This window comes from Kitasatospora sp. NPDC059327 (assembly GCF_042752535.1).
GTDB lineage: Bacteria > Actinomycetota > Actinomycetes > Streptomycetales > Streptomycetaceae > Kitasatospora.
In genome coordinates this window covers 1-17,297 of the sequence record NZ_JBHYYB010000050.1, presented here as the reverse complement: position 1 = coordinate 17,297, position 17,297 = coordinate 1, and the positions used below count along the sequence as shown (strand labels likewise).

Genomic DNA, 17,297 nt, shown 5'->3' with positions numbered 1-17,297 from the left:
GGCGCCGCGGCTACGGCGAGCCGGGCGAGGCGATCACCGCGAAGACGGCGCCCTGCGGGTCCTGCACGACGGCCAGCCGGCCCGCCTGCATGGCGAACGGCGGCTGGATCACCGATCCGCCGGCCCGGACCAGGGCGTCCACGGTGGAGTCGGTGTCGTCCACCGAGAAGTAGGTCATCCAGTGCGGGTTCGTCCCGGGTGCCAGGTAGTCGGGGACCTGCTGCATGCCGCCCACCGTGCGGTCGCCGACATTGAGCGAGTAGTAGCCCGCCATGCCCTGGACGGTCGCCGGGCGCAGGCCCAGCGCCCGGTCGTAGAACGCCCCGGCCGCGTCGGTGTCCGTAGTGTTGAGCTCGTTCCAGACCAGCGCGCCGGGCTCGTTGACGATGCCCGCGCCGATGAAGTCGACCTTCTGCCAGACGCCGAACACCGCGCCGGTCGGGTCGGCCGCGACCAGCATCCGGCCGACGGTGCCGACGTCCATCACCGGGTAGAGGATCGTGCCGCCGCTCTCGGCCACGGACCGCGCGGCGGCGTCGGCGTCGTCCGAGGCCAGGTAGGTGGTCCAGCCGACGGGCGGGAGGGGCTGGCCCTCCGGGGCCATCCGCGCCATGATCCCGGCCACCGGCCTGCCGTTCAACGCGCACACGGCGTAGCCGCCGAACTCCGGCGGGCCGACCTCGCCCTGCCAACCGAACAGGTCGCGGTAGAAGTCGAGCGCGGCCTGCTGGTCGCTCGCCATCAGGTCGATCCAGCACGGGGTGCCGGGCTTGTACGGATCGGTCACTACGGACATCGCTGGGCCTCCAGAAGCACTGGTTCCTCCGCCGTGTTCGTCCGCCGTGTTCCTCCGCCGCCGGTCGGGGGTGCCGGTGGGCGGCGGCGGTCGCCGGTGCCCGGACGGAGTGCCCGACGGATTGCCCGACGGGGATGCCGGACGGGACGCCCGGGTGGCTGCCCGGCGGCGGGGCGGCCGCACGGCGGTGCACCGCCCACCCTCGCCGCGCCACCGCGATCGCGCCACCGGACGGCGGCCGGTGGGGCGGGCCGGGCGGCCGGGTGTGCGCCGCCCGGGCACGGACGACCGGGCGTGCGTCGCCCGGGGGCCCGGCCGGCCGGCGAGGTCCCAGCCGTCCAGGTACCCGCCCAGTGCGGCGGGAAGGTGCCCACGTTCGTCCGGACCACCCGGTCCCGGTCGGCGCGCTCCCGGCGGAGCCGGAACGGCTCGGGGACGTCCGGGAGGTCGAGCAGCGGCACGTCGCCGTCCCGGTCCACCTCGGTGGTCCACCAGGCGGTCAGCCCGTCGTGGCTGTCGAGCGCGGCCGGCACGACGGGGCGCGGCGCCGCGATGTCGGTCCGCAGGGCGACCTCGGCCATGAGGTCCGCCTGTCGGGCGGCGCCCCCCTTGCTGGTCCCCCTCCGGCCGCCATGGCACGGGCCCGGGCGGGCGCGCCCCGGGCCCGGCGTGGTCGGCGTCCGTGGCGCCCCGCTCCTACCCGCCGCCGCCGTAGCTGGTGTTGGCGCAGATGTCGTCGTCCGCCGAGCGGGCCTCGTTGGTCACGCTGGGGGGCAGCGAGGGCGGCGCCGAGGGGGCGGCCGAGGCGCCGGGGGTGCCGGGCGCGGCCGCGGCGTCGCCGTTGGCGGCCGCGAAGTCCTTGCCCACGATGACGGTGATGCCGGGCGACTTGGCGGCCTCGACGCTCGCCCCGGGGAACAGCGCGGCGACCTTGTCGGCGTTGGCCTTCTGCCCGGAGCCGTACTCGACCATCGTGGTCGTGTACTTGGTGGCGGCGGCGGGGCCCGCCTTGGAGGCGGCGAACTTCGCCCCCTTCAGCAGCTCGCTGGCCTTGCCGTCCAGGCCGGAGACGGTGGTCCCGTTGTAGACGCTCACCTTGACGGCCGCGTTGCCCGCGTCGGCGGACGGCCCGGGTGCCGAGCTCGACGCGACCGGGGCCGCCGGGGTGGTCGGCGCGCCCTGGCCGGCGGCCGCCGGCTGTTCCCCGGTGGCGTTCTGGCCGTCGATGGTCCGGTCGGCCTTGAGGGTCTCCCAGAGCTTGGTGGCGTCCGACTGGATGATGTCGATGTTCTTGTCCTGGGTGCGGAAACGCCAGGGCAGGGTGACGAACTTGAGCTCGTGCAGGTCGATGTTCTTCAGCGAGAGACCGAAGGCGAGCAGCTTGTCGGCGGAGCCGAGGCCCGGGTCGACGATCATCGACTTGGTGGCGGCGTCCGCGAGCGGCAGCAGTGTGGTGGGGTTGAGGCCCTGGCCCTTGATGTTGGAGGCGAGCGAGCCGAGGAAGGCCTGCTGGCGCTTCATCCGCCCGATGTCCGAACCGTCACCGATGCCGTGCCGCAGCCGGACGTAGTCGAGCGCCTGCTGGCCCTCGACCTTCTGCTTGCCCTCCGGCAGGACGACCTTGCCCTTCTTGGGGAGCTTGGGGTTGATGTCACCCTCGTAGATCGGCTGCGGCAGGCAGATGTCCACCCCGTTGACGGCCTTGGTCATCGCGGAGAAGCCCTGGAAGTCCACCACGATGGTGTGGTCGACCCGGATGCCCGTGAGCTTCTCCACCGTGTTCTGGGTGCAGGCCGGATTGCCGTCGTCGCTGCCGCCCTTGGAGAAGGCCGCGTTGAACAGATCGCTGGTGGCCGCCTTGCTCCACGAACCGTTCGGCAGCTTGCAGGCCGGGATCGGCACCATGGCGTTGCGCGGGATGGAGATGCCGACGGCGTGCTTGTGGTCCGCGTAGACGTGCAGCAGGATCGTGGTGTCCGAGCGGGCGCCGCCGTCCTCCTCGCCGCCGCCGAGGTCGGAGTTGTCCTTGCCGCGGCTGTCGGAGCCGATCAGCAGGACGTTGACCGGCTTGTTGCCGTTGGCGTCGGCCTGCGCCTCCGGCGGCCGGTCGCCGGCTATCGCGTCCGCGTCGAAGGTCTTGATGTTGGCGTTCAGCTTGAGGTAGATCGCGCCGCCCGCGCCGGCGACCAGAACCAGCACGCCCGCGGCCGACCAGGCAACGATCTTCTTCACGTTCTTCCTGGGCTTGCGGCTGTTGCGGGCGGCCGCCCGCCCCCCGGCGGCCTGCTCCCCCGGGGCCCGCGTTCCCCCGGCCCGCGTTCCCGTGCCCGGTGTTCCCCTGGCCGGTGTTGCCTTGCCCTGGGCCGCGCGTCGGGCCTCCGCCCGTCCCCCGGTCCGCGGCTGCGGCACCGCGCCGTCGCCGCCCTCGGTCGTGAGCCCCGCACCGGGCGCGTCGTCGCCACGAGCCGGGCCCTCGCCCCACTGACCTGACATCCGAGTCCCTTTCATCGGCGGACGCTGCGCCGCACGACCGGGCGCTCTGCCACAAGGAAGACGGCCTGGATCGCCCCCGGGTTGCACATACGAAGGTCGTAATGACCGACGAACGCCCCCTGCGGCTGTGTCCACCCCACCCCCCGGGGCCCCTGCAGCCACAGCGAGCCCCGTTCGGAGCATACAAGCCGCTCATATGAATCCGGCCGCATCAAACAGCCTGCGCGACCCGGCCCGGGCACCGCCCCATGTCCCCCGGCACCGGCGGCACTTCACCCGCCACACCGCACACCGACCGAGACCCCGACCCCCTGACGGCCACTCACCCGGCACCCGCCGCCGCCCGCACCCCCGGGCCCAGCGGGGCCACCGAAAACCCGAAAGGCCCAGGTCGGAGACGTCCGACGCTGGGCCTTCACGGTGGGCCGCCAGGGGCTCGAACCCTGAACCTACGGATTAAAAGTCCGCAGCTCTGCCAATTGAGCTAGCGGCCCGCGACCCGCCCCATGCGGAGCTGGCCAGGGCGATCCTACCCGGTGGCGCCCATGGCTCCGCCAGTGGATTGCCCGGACGCGCCGGTCCCGGCGGGCGGCCGGACCGGCGGGGTGCGGGCGGGCGGGACGGACTGGACCGGCGGGGTCCACAGGGCCGCGCGGACGCGGTGGAGCCAGGCTTCGGCGGGGCGCGGGTCGGGGGCGGGCGGGAGGACGCCGGGGCGGGCGAGGCGTTCGGCGGCGGCGGCGAGCAGGGGCTCGGCGGTGGCGGGGTGTTCGGCGACGCGGTCGCCGAGCGCGCGGACCCGCTCGGGGTCGGGCAGCCGGACCAGGTTCTCCCCCGTCTCGTGGAGCCGGACGCCCTGTTCGACGAGTCGGACCAGGTGGCGGGCGTGCTTGGCCGCCCGGCGGTGGCCGGCCCGGTCGGTGGTGTCGCGGCCGAGCAGCTTGCGGAACTGCTGGTCGGCGTAGCCGAGATAGGAGTTCCGGACGGCCGCGGCGCTCAGGAAGGAGTCGCGGATCGCGATCAGCTCCTCGCCCAGCGGGGTGCGCACCTCGTACAGGTCGGCCGGCAGCCAGACGAGTTCGGAGGCGGTCGGGTTGCAGGTGAGCGCCAGGCGGCACCATTTGGCCGCCTCGTGCAGGGTGGTGTCGGGATCGGTGGTGACCCGGGACTCGGCCGGGCGGCCCAGACCGTGGAAGTCCTCGGTGGGGGCGGCGAACAGGCCGAGCCGGTCGATGTCCGAGCCGGCGTGCGCGAAGCCGTACGCGGTCGAGCCGACGATGCCCGAGAGCAGGACGGTGCCCGAGAGCAGGACGGTGCCGGGGGCGGGGGGCATGCCTTCTCCTCGGGTCGCGGATCGCAAAGCCTCGTACGGGCCTCGGCGGTCCGAGGATTCTGCCCCACCGGGCCGCCGCCCGGCGAGCGAATTCCGGCGCCCGGAAAGGCTCCCGGCGGGCCCGCCCGGCCGGCCGGTCACCGGGTAGCGTTCGAACCATGTCCTCCCTTCCTTCCGCCGCCGCAGCGCCCTCCTCCGCCGACCGGTCCGGCCCGGCCGACCGACCGGAGGTCCTCCTGATCACCGGTGCCGGTCGCGGCATCGGCGCCGCCACCGCCCTGCTGGCCGGGCGGCGCGGCTACCGGGTCTGCGTCAACTACCGCTCCGACGAGGCCGCCGCGACCGCCGTGGTGGACACCGTACGGGCCGAGGGCGGCACCGCCGTCGCCGTCCGGGCCGACGTCACCCGGACCGCCGAGGTCGAGCGGCTGTTCGCCGCCGTGGACACCGAACTGGGGCCGCTCACGGCCCTGGTGAACAACGCCGGCACGCTGGAGAAGCAGTGCCGGCTGGAGGAGATCGACGAGGACCGGCTGACCCGGATCTGGGCCTCCAACATCACCGGTCCGTTCCTCTGCGCCGCGCAGGCCGTCCGCCGGATGTCCACCCGGTACGGCGGGCACGGCGGCGCCATCGTCAACGTCTCCTCGGCCGCCTCCCGGCTCGGCTCGCCGAACGAGTACGTGGACTACGCGGCCGCCAAGGGCGCGGTCGACTCGATGACCCGCGGCCTGGCCCTGGAGGTCGCCGCCGAGGGCATCCGGGTCAACGCCGTCCGACCCGGCCTGATCCACACCGACATCCACGCGCTGGGCGGCGAGCCCGGCCGGGTCGACCGGGTCGCGCCCGGGCTGCCGATGCGGCGCGGCGGGCAGCCGGAGGAGGTCGCCGAGGCGATCCTCTACCTGCTCTCCCCCGCCGCCTCCTACAGCACGGGCACCTTCCTGGACGTGTCCGGCGGTCGCTGAGACCTCACGGTCCGTTTCCTTCCCCAGCCGGCTCCCCCGCCCGTACGGTGGAGCCCATGACCGACGACCTGCCGGACCGTGAACCCGACCTGCCGTCCGCCTTCCTCGACATCCCCGGCGTGCGCAACTTCCGCGACGCCGGGGGCGTCGGGACCCTCCGCACGGGCGTGCTCTACCGCTCCGGCTCCTTCCACAGCCTCACCCCGGAAGGCGCCCAGCGGCTCAAGGACCTCGGTCTGCGGACCGTGATCGACCTGCGCAGTCCCTTCGAACTGGAGACCTGGCCCGATCTGCGGTTCGGCCTCTCCCACGACGCGGTCAGCCTGCCCACCCTGCCGGCCAACCGCGAGGACGTCGACCGTCCGTGGCCCGAGGACCAGGCCGAGCTCTACCCCTTCATGGCCGAGACCGCCGGTCCCTCCCTGGTCGCCGCCATCCGCCGGCTCGGCGCCGCCGACGGTGTGCCGGCCGTCGTCCACTGCGCCGTCGGCAAGGACCGCACCGGCCTGACCATCGCCGTCGTGCAGTCCCTGCTCGGGGCCTCCGACGACGACCTGACGGCCGACTTCCTGCTCTCCAACGCCGGCCTCGGTCTGCTGGACGGCCCGACCCCCTACGTCGACGAGACCGGCACCGAGCGCGTCTCCCGCCCCGTCGCGGCCCCGCTCCTGGCCTCGTCCCTCGGCTGGATCCGCGCTCGGCACGGCTCCGTCGCCGACTACCTGCACGCCCACGGCACCACCGAGGCCGACCTGGCCGCCCTCCGCGCCAACCTCTCGGCCTGACGACCGGCCCTCGCCGCCCTACCCCTGGCGCTCCAGGTGCCACCACTGCGTGGGCGAGTCGATCTCCTCGCGCTGTTCGACCGGGTCGCCGGGGGTGGTGGCGGTGAGCGGCTTGCCGCTGATGAAGCTGGTCAGGGTGTAGGTGCCGGGAGCGTCGAGATGGTGTTCGAGGAGCCATTCCTGGGCCCCGAAGGCGTTGGGTGACCACTGCTGGATCAGCACGCCGTCCTCCGGGGACGCCCCGGTGACGTCGAGGCGCTTGCCGCTCCCGGCGTTCTCCAGGTGGTAGAGGGCACCGCCCGGATGGACGGCGGTGAGCCGCCAGAGCTGGGCGTCGGAGCCGCTCTCCACCCCGAGGACGACCTTGGCCCCACTGCGGCGGCTCCCGTCGGCGACCTCCAGCAGCAGCCCGCTGCCGACGTTGCGCACCCGGTAGAGGCCGTCCGTGATCACATGCTCAGTCACGGGGTGGAGTCTCTCACCCGGGGCCGACAGGCCTCGTGACCGAAGGCCGCGCCGAGCACCGCGACGACGGCGGCCACCTGGGCCAGCGCCGAGACGGCGGTGCCGAGTTCGACGGTACCCACCAGCGCGCCGGCCGCGAGCAGACGGGGGAGGTTCGGGGTCAGCGCGAAGGTCCGCCGCACCGCGGTGTTGACGACGAGGAAGAGGGCGACGCCACCGGCCAGGGCAGCGGCCTGGCCGGTGCCGATCGGGGCGTCCGGGTGGGCGACGGCGGACTTCACCCCGGTGGCGAAGAGCAGGACCCCCAGCAGCAGCCCGTAGTGACCGAGGTTGTAGACGCTGACGGCGAGCCGGTTGCGGCGCTCCGCCGGGAGCGCCGCCATGTGGTGCTCGGCGCGGGCGTCGTCGTCGTGGCCGAAGTAGGCCCACCAGAGGCCCACGCAGACGGTCAGGCTCAGCAGGGCGACGGCGACCAGCGGGACGGTGAGGTCGGCGGTCCCGGCACCGACGCCGATGGCGATCACGGACTCGCCGAACGCGATGATCACGATCAGTCCGTGGCGTTCCACGAAATGGTCCGAACGGAGCTGGAACCGCGGCAGGTCGACCAGCCCGGGCACCGCGAACTGCAGCGCGAAGGCACCCGCCCAGCAGACGAGTTGGGGGACCCCGGCGAGATAGCCGCCGGCCACCACCAGGGCGGTGCCGACCAGGTTGAGCCCACCCATCCGCAGGACGGAGGCGAGCACCACGCCGGAGGCCGCGAACATACCGGTGTGCACGGCGACCACCAGCAGGTACGCCCAGCCGAAGGCCACTCCGCTGCCCTCGAAGGCGTGCGGGACGGCGAGCGAGATCACCAGGAAGCCCGCCATGGCGAGCATCAGCAGGCCGCGCCGCGGGTGGGTGCTCGGCGGCATGGCGTTGGTCAGCCAGATGAACGCGTCGTACATCCACCAGATCACGGCCAGCATCACCATCACCTGGACGAGGCCGCCCACGGTGAGGTGGTGGACCAGACTCCCGGTGAGCTGGGTGATCGTGAAGACGAAGACGAGATCGAGGAAGAGTTCGAGCGGGGCCACCTGCAGAGCGGGTTCCGCCACGGCGGTGGAGGGGGCCGCCACAGCGGTGGCGGGGGCCGTCAGGGCACGGGTCTCGGTCACCCGCGCGAGTATGGATCACACCGCCCGTCCCCCGCGGGCGATTTCACCGGACGGACCGCCGCGGTCTCGGACCGGCCGGAGACGGTGGGTGTGCCGGGGACCGGTAGGCGCACCCGGGGAGCGGGCGCGGGCCGGCACCCGACGGCCCGGGTGTCCGGGCGGACGCCTATGCTGCGGCGAATGGTGTCCGACCGCATTGCCCCGCACGGCGGGTCCGCTGATCCGTCGGACCGTCAACAGCCCACCCTCGAAGGGGCGACAGCCGACCTGGAGGCGGCGACCGAGGCCGGCGACGCCGAACACCTCGAAGCCGCGTTCCGACGGCTCGGCGGACTGCTGGGACCGGCCGGGGAACGGGAGTCCGCCGCGGTCGGCCCCCGACTGGCCGCGCTGCTCCCGGACACCCCGCCGTTCCCCCGGGCCCAGCTGGCGATGATGGTCGGCGCCTGCGTCGAGCGCGGCGCCGACCCACTGGCCTGCGCCGACCACGTACTGGCGGGCCTGCGTGGCGCGCTGAGCGGCGCACTGCTGCTGGTGGACCGCTGGCGGGAGACCGGCGGCGGCGAGCTGCCCGACCCGGACGAGGACGACCCGGGCCCGGCGCACGCCCGGATCGAGGACCCGGACCGGCTGGACGAACGGCACGCGCACCGGGCCGTGATCGGCTGGTGGACGCTGCACCTGTGGCAGATGGCCTCGTTCGCGGTCCTCGGCCACGCCGCCGTCCGCACCGCGGCCCGGACCTCCGGCGTGACGGACGTCCTGGTCGAACTGATCGACCGGTACGGCGAGGGGAGACACGACCTCAAGGGTCTGCTCCACCTGGCGAAGACGCTCGACGACGAGCCGCTGCTGGTGCTGGACCGCCCGAGCGGCACCGGCTACCTGCTGCGGATGGACGGCCTGACCGACAACTTCCAGCTGCACACGCTGCTCGCCGACGTGCTGATCGGCGGCGGACAGCTGCCCGGTCCCGTGCCGGACCCGGAGGTCGTCGCGCTGAGCCGGACCCGGGAACTGGACGGTCGCCGGCGGGTCACCGCGTACGGCTCCTTCAACCTGGTCGCGCCCGACGGGATATGGATCTGGAACGAGGGCACGCCGAGCGACATCCCGGTGGTCGACGGCCTCCGCACCCTGGTGCTGGACCCGCAGGCGTACGAGCGCAGTTGGTCGGCCGGCCGGTTCATCCAGCAGGTCCCGGGGGATCTCCGGCTGGAACGGGTGCTGGCACCGGCCGAGGCCGCGGACCGGCTCTCCCGGGTGGCTCCGGCCGTCCCGTTCGAGCAGGCGTTCCGGTAGCGGCACCCGTCGGGCGGCCTGAGCCGGGGCGCGGCGCCGCACCGACCGCCGAACACGGCACCGGGCCGCGAACCGGACCGGGAACCGGACGGGTTATGGTCGGACGGACCCGAGGATTCTGAGGAGTGGAGTCGACGATGGCGAGGATCCCGCACGTACTCTCGGCCGCCGCGCCTGCCGCGCTGACCGCGGCGAGCGGCCTGGTCGGCGGCTACGGCGTCGCCCGGTGGACCGGTCGGCGTGAACTGGGCGGCGCCGTCCTGGCCGTGGCCGGGGCCGGGGCCGCCGCCCAGTGGCACCGCCGCTCGGGCGCGGCCACCGCGGCCGCGCTGACCGGGCTCTACGTGGCGGCCTTCGGCGGCTCGCACCCGCTGGCGAAGAAGATCGGCGCCTGGCCGTCCGTCCTCGCCGTCACCGGCGTGGTCGCTGCCGCCTCGACCGCCGCGACCGCCCTGGGCTCGCGCGAACGCTGAGCCGCCCCGCGGCACCCGCCCCTCCCGGCGCGGTCGTCCGTCAGCCGACGGCCGCGCCGAACCGGGCCTCGAAGGCGGCCCGGTTCGCCGAGACGGGCGTGCGGTCCCAGACCGCGAACACGACCCGGTCGAAGGCCGGACCGTACTGGGCCAGCGCTCCCTCGAAGGCCTCCGCGACCTGCGCCGGGTCGTTGCGGAACACCCCGCAGCCCCAGGCCCCCAGCACGAGCGCGCGGATCTCGTGCCGGGCCGCCGCCGCGAGCACCCGGGCCGCCCGCTCGGCGAGCACGCCCCGGACATCCGCGCCCCGACCGTCCACGCCCCGACCGTCCACGCCCCGACCGTCCGCGCTCTCGGAACGCCGCGCCAGCTGGCCGGCGTTCGGCGCGGGCGAGGTCAGGAAGGTCACCGGGTAGGGCCGCGCCAGCAGCTCCCCCTTCTCGCTCCGGATCACCGGGACGTCGGGCGAGACGATCACCCGGTGGCTGTACCTCAGGTCGCCGGAGGCCCGGTGCGCCTCGTAGTAGTCCGGCGCCTCCAGCAGACAGGAGTACAGCAGGGCGCTCCGGCAGAGGTCCTCCTCCTGGGCCCGGGCACCGCGCAGATAGCCTCCGCCCGGATTGCGCGCCGAGGCGAAGTTGAGCACGCCCACGCGGCCGGCCCCGGCCTCCACCAGCCGCCGGGCGGCCCCGATGCTGCCCTCGGCCGTCACCTCGACGGCCGCCCGCCCCGGCGCCGCCGGGCCCGGTGCTCCGGCCCGCAGGAGCGCGTCCAGCGCCTGCGGCGCGTACGACACCGTCCCCGCCCTGGCCGCCGCCAGCGGCTCCGCCACCTGGACGAGCTCGCCCCCGGCCGCCCGGTAGCTCCCCCGCAGGGCGATCTCCTCGTTCACCACCGCCACGTTGTGCAGTCTGCTGCTCATGACGGCGACCGTACGGGAGCGGGGTACCCCCGCGCCACAGGTTATTCTCACCAACAGAACAACAGCCGGAGCGGGAACGCGGACGGGCCCGCCCCACCGAAGTGGAGCGGGCCCGTCGGGCGTCGGCGCGAGGCGCTACGCGGTGTCAGTTCTTCCAGCGCGGCTTGCGGTCGTCGCGGTTGAAGCCACCCGAGTTGAAACCACCGGAGCGGTTGTCGCGGTCACCGAAGGAACGGCTGCCACCGCGGTCGTCACGGTCACGGTTGAAACCGCCGGAGGCCTGCGGGCGGCCACCGGAGCGGTGGTCGTCGCGGCGGGAGAACGGACGGCTGCTGCTGCCGCCGGCGCCGGCGCCACCGCGGTTGTCGCGGTCGCCGTAGGCCGGGCGGTCACCGAAGGAGCGGGCCGGACGGTCGCCGAAGGAACGGCTGCCGCCACGGTCGTCGCGGTTGAAGCCACCGGAACGGTTGTCACGGTCACCGAAGGAACGGCTGCCGCCACGGTCGTCGCGGTTGAAGCCACCCGAGCGGTTGTCACGGTCACCGAAGGAACGGCTGCCACCGCGGTCGTCGCGGTTGAAGCCACCCGAGCGGCCGCCGCGGTCGTCACGGTCACGGTTGAAGCCACCCGAGCGACCACCGCGGTCGTCACGGCCGCGGTCGTCACGGTCACGGCCGTACGCCGGACGCTCGGTGCGCGCCTCGCGGTACGACGGGGTCCGCTCCTCGGTCGCGGCGGCGACCGGGGCGGCCGTCTCCGCGGGGGCCTCGGTGGTCTCGGCGGTCTCGGCCTCGGCGGCGGGCGCCTCGTCCTCGATGCCCAGGTCGGCCCGCTCGCGCGCGGCACGGGCGGCCAGGCGGTCGGCCTCCTCGCGCAGCTCGGTGGCGCGGCGCTGCGCGCGCTCCAGCTGGCGGGTCATGTCGGCGAGCTCGCGCTCGGCGGCACCGGCGATGCCGGCGGCGCTCTCGGCCTGGACCTCGATCAGCGAACGGGCGCCGGTGATCTTGGCGACCTCGGCGTCGAAGGCGTGGTCGAGGATGTGGCGCGAGGCGTCCACGCCCGCGTCCTCCATCAGGCGGAACACGCCGCGACGCTGGTGCGGCAGCACCAGGGTGACGACGGCGCCGGAGCGGCCGGCCCGCGCGGTGCGGCCGGAGCGGTGCAGGTAGTCCTTGTGGTCGCCGGCCGGGTCCACGTTCAGGACCAGGTCGATGCCGTCGACGTGGATGCCGCGGGCGGCGACGTCGGTCGCGACGACGACGTTGACGTAGCCGTCCTTGAAGTCGCCGAGGACGCGGGTACGGGCGCCCTGGGTCATCCCGCCGTGCAGCGCGTCGGCCTTCACGCCGGCCTCGATGAGCTGCTCGGCGACGCGGTCGGCGCCCATCTGGGTACGGACGAAGATGATCGTGCGGCCCTTGCGGGCGGCGATCGCGTTGGTGATCGGCGCCTTGTCCTTGGGCTTCACCACGAGGATGTGGTGGGTCATGGTGGTGACCGCACCGGCCGACGGGTCGACCTCGTGGGTGACCGGGTTCTTCAGGTAGCGCTTGACCAGGGTGTCGATCTCGTTCTCCAGGGTGGCGGAGAACAGCAGGCGCTGGCCGCCGGCCGGCACCTGGTCGAGGATCTCGGTGACCTCGGGCAGGAAGCCCATGTCGGCCATCTGGTCGGCCTCGTCGAGCACGACGGTCCGCACGTCGCCCAGCTTGGCGCTGCCGCGGTTCAGCAGGTCGCGCAGGCGGCCGGGGGTGGCGACCAGGACGTCGACGCCACGCTCCAGCGCGTAGATCTGGTTCGACATCGAGGTGCCGCCGCAGACGACCTTGAGCTTGAGGCCGAGCACCGAGCCGAACGGCTCCAGCGCGTCGGCCACCTGCATGGCCAGCTCACGGGTCGGGACGAGGATCAGGCCGCGCGGGTGCTTGGGCTTGGTGCGCTCGCCGTCGGCGAGGCGGGTCAGCAGCGGCAGGCCGAAGCTGAGGGTCTTGCCGGAGCCGGTACGGCCGCGGCCCAGCACGTCCTTGCCGGCCAGCGCGTCCGGGATGGTCGCGGCCTGGATCGGGAACGGGGTGGTCACGCCGCGCTTGGCGAGGGCGCGCACGACGTCGTCGTGCAGGCCCAGGTCGCCGAAGGTGATGGTGGGCTCGGCGGCCTCGGCGCTCTCCTCGGACGCGGCCTCGTCGGCGGCGTCCTGGTCGGCGGTGAGGTCGATGTCCTGGTCGGCGTCGATCGGCGCGACCTCGGGGGCATCGGTGGGGGTGACATCGGCGGCGGACTCGCTCGCGGGCATGGCGAAGCGGGCGTCGTCAACGAGAGACATGCAAAACCTTCCGGAAGTGGCACGCGCCAAAGTCCGGGTTCTGTTTCACAACCGCCTCTATGCGGTCAGCCACGGATCGCCGGAACGCGCCAAGGGCGCCAGATGGGAATTAGGGCGCCAGTCAAATGAATCAAACGAACGATCTACCACCATAGGGGAACCTGGGGATCAGAGGCAAATGCACTGGCCAGAGCGCTAGTGCCCGCCCGAACCGGGGCTCGGTACCGAAGATCCGGAGTTGCCGGCCGAGGGCTCCGGGGCCGGGGTGACCGGCGGGACGGGCGTGACGGGGCTGGCGTCGGGGGAGGCCGACGGCCGGGCGGTCGGGCTCGTCGCCGGGCTGGTGACGGCGCCGCCACCGGACCGCCCGTCGCCCGCACCGCCGCTGGAGCCACCGCCGCCACCGGTGCCCGCAGCGCCTCCCGTACCGCCTGTGCCACCCGTGTCAGCCGCCGCCCCGCCGATGGAGGAACCGGTGCCCGAGTGAGGTGCGCCACTAGCGCTCACGCCCCCTGCGGCACCGTTCGCGCCGGGCGCGGCCTCGCCGGGCAGAGCGCCCTGCGCCGTGTCCGCACCGGCGACCGCGCCGTTCACGCCGGGAGACACCTCGCCCTGGACCGGGGGCGGAGCCGCCCCCGGCGTGTTGGCCACCTGCACGCCCCCGGGGCGCTCCGGGCGCCCGGACACGCCGCCCTGACGGCCGCCGGTCGGCGAGGCCGACGCCCCGGCCCCGGCCTTGCCGACCGTCCCCGACTGTCCGACCGGGACGGTGCCGTGCTTCTCGTCCGCGCCCGGCCCCACCGACATGCACCCGGTCAGCCCCAGTCCGGCCACCGCCAGCACCGCCGCCGCCCGCACCACACCGTTGCGCACCGCCACCGCCCTGGGCTCCGCCTGCCGGACCGCCACCGCCCGCACCACCGCCGGCCGGACCGCCACCGGACGACCGGCCGAACGTTCCTCCTGAGCGCCCACCTCGCGCACCGAACGCATCGCCGCCACCGAGCTCCCTCTTCCGCTGCCCCACCCGGGCCGCCGCCATCGCGCGCGGCACTTTCGGTGCCCAACGCGCGCCCCGGGCCACGGGACACGGGCGGTCCGGCAGGAAGCCCCGGACGCCATCCACCCGGCGCAACCCCGCCGGTTCAAACCTCCGGACCGGCCCGGGCGCCCACCCGGCCGGGCACCCGCCCGGCCACCCGTCCCCGGGCGCTCACCCCGGCTCGCTCACCCCCAGAACGCCGAGGCCAGCCCCGCCCCGGCGTACACGGCCGCCAGCCCCGCCGCCACGCTGCCGACCACGTTGGCCAGGGCGTACCGACCGGCCCCGCCCTCGGCCAGCCGCAGCGTCTCGTACGAGAAGGTCGAATAGGTCGTCAGCGCCCCGCAGAGCCCCGTCCCGAGCAGGAGTTGGACGTGCGAGGACGCCGCACCGGCCGCGACCGCCCCGGTCACCAGCCCGAGCACCAGGCAGCCGGCCACGTTCACGGTGAAGGTGCCCCACGGGAACACCGAGTCGTGCCGGGCCTGTACCGCCCGGTCGGTCAGGTACCGCAGCGGCGCCCCGACCACCGCCCCGACCACCACCAGCAGCCAGTTCACCGCCCCGCCTCCGCCCCGTCGCCACCGGGACCGGGACCGGGACCGGGACCGCCGAGCCCACCGCGGTCGCCCTCGCCGTGGCTGCCACCGTCGCCGTCGCGCCCGACGTACCGGATCACCTCGCAGGGGTCGAGCACCACCAACCCCTCCGCCACCAGTTCGTCCAGTTGCGGCAGGAAGGCGCGCACCCGCTCCTCGGTGTCCACGATCACCACTGCCACCGGCAGGTCCTCGCTCAGCGACAGCAGCCGGGCCGTGTGCACCAGCGACGAGGCCCCGAAGCCCTCGATGCCCCGGAACACGCTCGCCCCGGCCAGCCCGGCGGCCCGTGCCCGGTGCACGATCTCGCTGTACAGCGGGCGGTGGTGCCGGCGGTCGTTCTCACCCACCAGCACGGTGAGCCGCAGCGCCGGACCGGTCAGCCGCGTCATCCCCGCCTCCGCGCCCCGCGCAGGACCAGACGGCGCGTCACTCCGGCGGCCGCCCAGACCGCGCTCAGCGCCACCGCCAGCGTCAGCCCCAGGTAGGCCGCCCCGGCACCGGGCCGCCCCTGCGCCAGCAGCTGCCGGGCGTCCACCGCGTAGGTGGAGAAGGTCGTGAACCCGCCCAGCACCCCCGTGCCGAAGAACGGCCGCAGCAGCGGGTGCGCGGGCCGCCCCTCGGTGATCACCACCAGGAAGACCCCGATCACCGCGCAGCCCGCCCCGTTCACCGCCAGCGTGGTCCACGGGAAGCCCCCCGGCACGGTCGGCCAGAGCAACCCGGCCCCGTAGCGGGCCGAGGCCCCGATCGCCCCGCCCAGCGCGACCACCGCCACGACGGGCCCCTGGCCGCTCAGCACCGGCGCCCGGCGCCGGCGCGCCGGCGCGGGCACCGTCCGCAGCGCGCCGCCCGCCCCTCCCGTGTCCACCGGGTCGTCCACCGCGTCCTCCGAGGTCGCCATAGGCCCATGAAACACCGGCCTCCACTGCCTGGCACACCGTCACCCCAGACCCGACAATGATCGGGTGGAGATGACCCGGGAAGAGTTCGAGACGCTGGTCAGCGACGCCCTCGACCAGATCCCCCCGAAACTCGCGGCCATGATGGACAACGTCGCGGTGTTCGTCGAGGACGAGCCGGACCCGGCCGACCCGGAGCTCCTCGGCCTCTACGAGGGCACCCCGCTCACCGAGCGCGGCGAGTGGTACGCGGGCGTCCTGCCCGATCGGATCATCATCTACCGGGGCCCGACCCTGCGGCACTGCGAGACCCGCGAGCAGGTGGTCGGGGAGGTCCGCACCACGGTCATCCACGAGGTCGCCCACCACTTCGGTTTCGACGACCACGAGCTCGACGAGCTCGGCTGGTCCTGACCGCCCGCCGAGCCCACCGGCGACCCGGCCCGAACCCGTTTTGGCGATCGGCCCGACATCCCATATGCTTCTCGACGTCCCCGAACGCTGGAAACAGCGGGACAGGCCGCAAGCCCTCATCGTCTAGTGGCCCAGGACGCCGCCCTTTCAAGGCGGTAGCACGGGTTCGAATCCCGTTGGGGGCACAGCAGTACCGTAGTAAAGTGCAGTGCGCAAGACCTAGCAAGACCTCAGTGGAGCAATCCACACAAGGTCCCGTGGAGCAGTTGGTTAGCTCGCCACCCTGTCAAGGTGGAGGTCGCGGGTTCAAGTCCCGTCGGGATCGCTCGTCTCGCAAGAGACGGTGCAGTACGGCCAGGTAGCTCAGTTGGTACGAGCGTCCGCCTGAAAAGCGGAAGGTCGCCGGTTCGACCCCGGCCCTGGCCACAGACGCCTGAACAGGCACGATGCCCCCGAAGCAGCTCGCTTCGGGGGCATTTTCACGACCTGCGACGGCAACCGGGCAGCGGGCGGTCAACGGCCGGAGCGAGCGAGGCCCGACGCCGGCCCGAGGAACGGGGGCCACGGCAGGGCACCGTGCACGAGCGCCGTCGGTCCCGCCGCCGGACTACCCTGAGGGCGTTACCCGGCACTCCCGAGGAGACACCGCGCATGAACCCGGAGCACTTCGCACTCCTCGAAGAAGCCCGCCGGAGCCTGCCCGACGGATTCAAGGTGGAGATCTCGGGCGACACCATCGTCATGATGGTCAGCCCCTCGGGCATCCACCAGCGAAACCTGCTGTTGGTCCGCCGCCAGTTCGACAGGTATGCCCCGGTCGACCTGCTACCGAGTGAGAACACCGACCTGGTGTCACCTCATGTCGGCAAGAGCCGCAATCCGGACCTGACCTACCTGCCGAGCGAGGCCCTGGAAACGTCTGACAACCAGGTCCCGTCCGAGCTCGCCACCATCGCCGTCGAGCTGGTGTCCCCCTCCAACCCGGAGAACGACTGGGTGGGGAAGGTTCGCGACTACCCGTTGATGGGCATCCCGCTGTACTTGCTGATCGACGCCAGGCAGAAGACCGTCACCCTGTTCAGCCGGCCCGACGGTACGAAGTACCACCGCCGCGAGGACATCGAGTTCGGCGAGACCCTGCACGTCCCCGAGCCGTTCGGCTTCGACCTGGTCACGAACGAGCTACTGCCGTACTGACCGTGGAAAGGCCCCGGAGAGTCTTAGGTTCTAGCGGTCCTCGCAACACTCATGATCATGGGAGTTGCGAGGACCGTGGGCGGCAAGAGGCTCGATCCGGAGTTGAAGAAGCTGTTC

General features: G+C 73.7%; 17 protein-coding genes and 4 tRNA genes. 9 read left to right on the top strand and 12 right to left on the bottom strand.

Going from position 1 to position 17,297, the window contains the following annotated elements; genetic code table 11:
* Nucleotides 1-10: 10 nt before the first annotated feature.
* The 4 genes from ACFXHB_RS26880 to ACFXHB_RS26865 all read right to left on the bottom strand — a co-directional run bounded on the left by ACFXHB_RS26880 (nt 11) and on the right by ACFXHB_RS26865 (nt 4,622).
* Complete coding sequence (locus ACFXHB_RS26880; RefSeq protein ID WP_380577213.1) at nt 11-796, bottom strand: VOC family protein; 786 nt, start codon at nt 794-796, stop codon at nt 11-13.
* Between the two features lie 696 nt (nt 797-1,492).
* Nucleotides 1,493-3,028 (bottom strand): LCP family protein, encoded by a 1,536-nt coding sequence (locus ACFXHB_RS26875; protein ID WP_380577212.1) that lies wholly within the window; start codon nt 3,026-3,028, stop codon nt 1,493-1,495.
* A gap of 682 nt (nt 3,029-3,710) precedes the next feature.
* A tRNA-Lys gene (locus tag ACFXHB_RS26870) sits at nt 3,711-3,783 on the bottom strand.
* Nucleotides 3,784-3,818: 35 nt separating this feature from the next.
* Complete coding sequence (locus tag ACFXHB_RS26865) at nt 3,819-4,622, bottom strand: DNA polymerase beta superfamily protein (RefSeq protein WP_380577211.1); 804 nt, start codon at nt 4,620-4,622, stop codon at nt 3,819-3,821.
* A 158-nt stretch (nt 4,623-4,780) separates the two neighbouring features.
* On the opposite strand from ACFXHB_RS26865, the gene ACFXHB_RS26860 reads away from it, so the two are divergent.
* Together ACFXHB_RS26860 and ACFXHB_RS26855 are read left to right on the top strand one after the other, a co-directional pair.
* Nucleotides 4,781-5,590: an SDR family oxidoreductase gene (locus ACFXHB_RS26860; protein ID WP_380577210.1), complete on the top strand. Its 810-nt coding sequence runs from the start codon at nt 4,781-4,783 to the stop codon at nt 5,588-5,590.
* Nucleotides 5,591-5,646: 56 nt separating this feature from the next.
* Nucleotides 5,647-6,375, top strand: coding sequence for a tyrosine-protein phosphatase (locus ACFXHB_RS26855; RefSeq protein ID WP_380577209.1), 729 nt, complete (start codon nt 5,647-5,649; stop codon nt 6,373-6,375).
* 18 nt (nt 6,376-6,393) lie between these two features.
* Here ACFXHB_RS26855 and ACFXHB_RS26850 read toward each other — a convergent pair whose 3' ends face one another.
* Both ACFXHB_RS26850 and ACFXHB_RS26845 read right to left on the bottom strand, forming a co-directional pair.
* A complete protein-coding gene (locus ACFXHB_RS26850) occupies nt 6,394-6,840 on the bottom strand; it encodes an RICIN domain-containing protein (protein ID WP_380577208.1) in 447 nt (148 codons plus the stop codon).
* Nucleotides 6,837-8,006 carry a low temperature requirement protein A gene (locus tag ACFXHB_RS26845; protein ID WP_380577207.1) on the bottom strand — a complete coding sequence of 390 codons (1,170 nt, stop codon included), beginning with the start codon at nt 8,004-8,006 and terminating at the stop codon, nt 6,837-6,839. The genes ACFXHB_RS26850 and ACFXHB_RS26845 overlap by 4 nt, the downstream gene beginning before the upstream one ends.
* A gap of 180 nt (nt 8,007-8,186) precedes the next feature.
* On the opposite strand from ACFXHB_RS26845, the gene ACFXHB_RS26840 reads away from it, so the two are divergent.
* Nucleotides 8,187-9,308: a hypothetical protein gene (locus ACFXHB_RS26840; protein WP_380577206.1), complete on the top strand. Its 1,122-nt coding sequence runs from the start codon at nt 8,187-8,189 to the stop codon at nt 9,306-9,308.
* A gap of 137 nt (nt 9,309-9,445) precedes the next feature.
* The gene (locus ACFXHB_RS26835) at nt 9,446-9,781 is read left to right on the top strand and encodes a hypothetical protein (protein WP_380577205.1); all 336 of its coding nucleotides are present in this window, start codon (nt 9,446-9,448) and stop codon (nt 9,779-9,781) included.
* Between the two features lie 40 nt (nt 9,782-9,821).
* Here the strand turns inward: ACFXHB_RS26835 and ACFXHB_RS26830 are convergent, their stop codons facing one another.
* The 6 genes from ACFXHB_RS26830 to ACFXHB_RS26805 form a co-directional block, all read right to left on the bottom strand.
* Nucleotides 9,822-10,703, bottom strand: a complete 882-nt coding sequence (locus tag ACFXHB_RS26830) for a TIGR02452 family protein (protein WP_380577204.1) — start codon at nt 10,701-10,703, stop codon at nt 9,822-9,824.
* A 145-nt stretch (nt 10,704-10,848) separates the two neighbouring features.
* Nucleotides 10,849-13,026 carry a DEAD/DEAH box helicase gene (locus tag ACFXHB_RS26825; protein WP_380577203.1) on the bottom strand — a complete coding sequence of 726 codons (2,178 nt, stop codon included), beginning with the start codon at nt 13,024-13,026 and terminating at the stop codon, nt 10,849-10,851.
* Between the two features lie 195 nt (nt 13,027-13,221).
* Complete coding sequence (locus tag ACFXHB_RS26820) at nt 13,222-14,028, bottom strand: hypothetical protein (protein ID WP_380577202.1); 807 nt, start codon at nt 14,026-14,028, stop codon at nt 13,222-13,224.
* A gap of 225 nt (nt 14,029-14,253) precedes the next feature.
* Complete coding sequence (crcB, locus tag ACFXHB_RS26815; RefSeq protein ID WP_380577201.1) at nt 14,254-14,628, bottom strand: fluoride efflux transporter CrcB; 375 nt, start codon at nt 14,626-14,628, stop codon at nt 14,254-14,256.
* Nucleotides 14,625-15,059 carry a DUF190 domain-containing protein gene (locus ACFXHB_RS26810; RefSeq protein ID WP_380577200.1) on the bottom strand — a complete coding sequence of 145 codons (435 nt, stop codon included), beginning with the start codon at nt 15,057-15,059 and terminating at the stop codon, nt 14,625-14,627. The genes crcB and ACFXHB_RS26810 overlap by 4 nt, the downstream gene beginning before the upstream one ends.
* The gene (locus ACFXHB_RS26805) at nt 15,056-15,571 is read right to left on the bottom strand and encodes a fluoride efflux transporter FluC (RefSeq protein ID WP_380577199.1); all 516 of its coding nucleotides are present in this window, start codon (nt 15,569-15,571) and stop codon (nt 15,056-15,058) included. The genes ACFXHB_RS26810 and ACFXHB_RS26805 overlap by 4 nt, the downstream gene beginning before the upstream one ends.
* A gap of 70 nt (nt 15,572-15,641) precedes the next feature.
* On the opposite strand from ACFXHB_RS26805, the gene ACFXHB_RS26800 reads away from it, so the two are divergent.
* The 5 genes from ACFXHB_RS26800 to ACFXHB_RS26780 all read left to right on the top strand — a co-directional run bounded on the left by ACFXHB_RS26800 (nt 15,642) and on the right by ACFXHB_RS26780 (nt 17,180).
* On the top strand, nt 15,642-15,983 hold the full coding sequence (locus tag ACFXHB_RS26800) for a metallopeptidase family protein (protein WP_380577198.1): 342 nt from the start codon (nt 15,642-15,644) through the stop codon (nt 15,981-15,983).
* A 112-nt stretch (nt 15,984-16,095) separates the two neighbouring features.
* Nucleotides 16,096-16,168, top strand: a tRNA-Glu gene (locus ACFXHB_RS26795).
* Nucleotides 16,169-16,234: 66 nt separating this feature from the next.
* A tRNA-Asp gene (locus ACFXHB_RS26790) sits at nt 16,235-16,308 on the top strand.
* A gap of 27 nt (nt 16,309-16,335) precedes the next feature.
* Nucleotides 16,336-16,409: transfer RNA gene (locus tag ACFXHB_RS26785), tRNA-Phe, on the top strand.
* Nucleotides 16,410-16,634: 225 nt separating this feature from the next.
* The gene (locus ACFXHB_RS26780; protein ID WP_380577197.1) at nt 16,635-17,180 is read left to right on the top strand and encodes a Uma2 family endonuclease; all 546 of its coding nucleotides are present in this window, start codon (nt 16,635-16,637) and stop codon (nt 17,178-17,180) included.
* The last annotated feature ends 117 nt before the right edge of the window (nt 17,181-17,297 follow it).

Excerpts from the sequence above, each read along its gene's own strand:
- ACFXHB_RS26880 (WP_380577213.1), bottom strand. The coding sequence starts at position 796 with ATGTCCGTAGTGACCGATCCGTACAAGCCCGGCACCCCGTGCTGGATC.
- ACFXHB_RS26865 (WP_380577211.1), bottom strand. The coding sequence starts at position 4,622 with ATGCCCCCCGCCCCCGGCACCGTCCTGCTCTCGGGCACCGTCCTGCTC.
- ACFXHB_RS26860 (WP_380577210.1), top strand. The coding sequence starts at position 4,781 with ATGTCCTCCCTTCCTTCCGCCGCCGCAGCGCCCTCCTCCGCCGACCGG.
- ACFXHB_RS26855 (WP_380577209.1), top strand. The coding sequence starts at position 5,647 with ATGACCGACGACCTGCCGGACCGTGAACCCGACCTGCCGTCCGCCTTC.
- ACFXHB_RS26840 (WP_380577206.1), top strand. The coding sequence starts at position 8,187 with ATGGTGTCCGACCGCATTGCCCCGCACGGCGGGTCCGCTGATCCGTCG.
- ACFXHB_RS26835 (WP_380577205.1), top strand. The coding sequence starts at position 9,446 with ATGGCGAGGATCCCGCACGTACTCTCGGCCGCCGCGCCTGCCGCGCTG.
- ACFXHB_RS26830 (WP_380577204.1), bottom strand. The coding sequence starts at position 10,703 with ATGAGCAGCAGACTGCACAACGTGGCGGTGGTGAACGAGGAGATCGCC.
- ACFXHB_RS26825 (WP_380577203.1), bottom strand. The coding sequence starts at position 13,026 with ATGTCTCTCGTTGACGACGCCCGCTTCGCCATGCCCGCGAGCGAGTCC.
- ACFXHB_RS26810 (WP_380577200.1), bottom strand. The coding sequence starts at position 15,059 with ATGACGCGGCTGACCGGTCCGGCGCTGCGGCTCACCGTGCTGGTGGGT.
- ACFXHB_RS26805 (WP_380577199.1), bottom strand. The coding sequence starts at position 15,571 with ATGGCGACCTCGGAGGACGCGGTGGACGACCCGGTGGACACGGGAGGG.
- ACFXHB_RS26800 (WP_380577198.1), top strand. The coding sequence starts at position 15,642 with ATGACCCGGGAAGAGTTCGAGACGCTGGTCAGCGACGCCCTCGACCAG.
- ACFXHB_RS26780 (WP_380577197.1), top strand. The coding sequence starts at position 16,635 with ATGAACCCGGAGCACTTCGCACTCCTCGAAGAAGCCCGCCGGAGCCTG.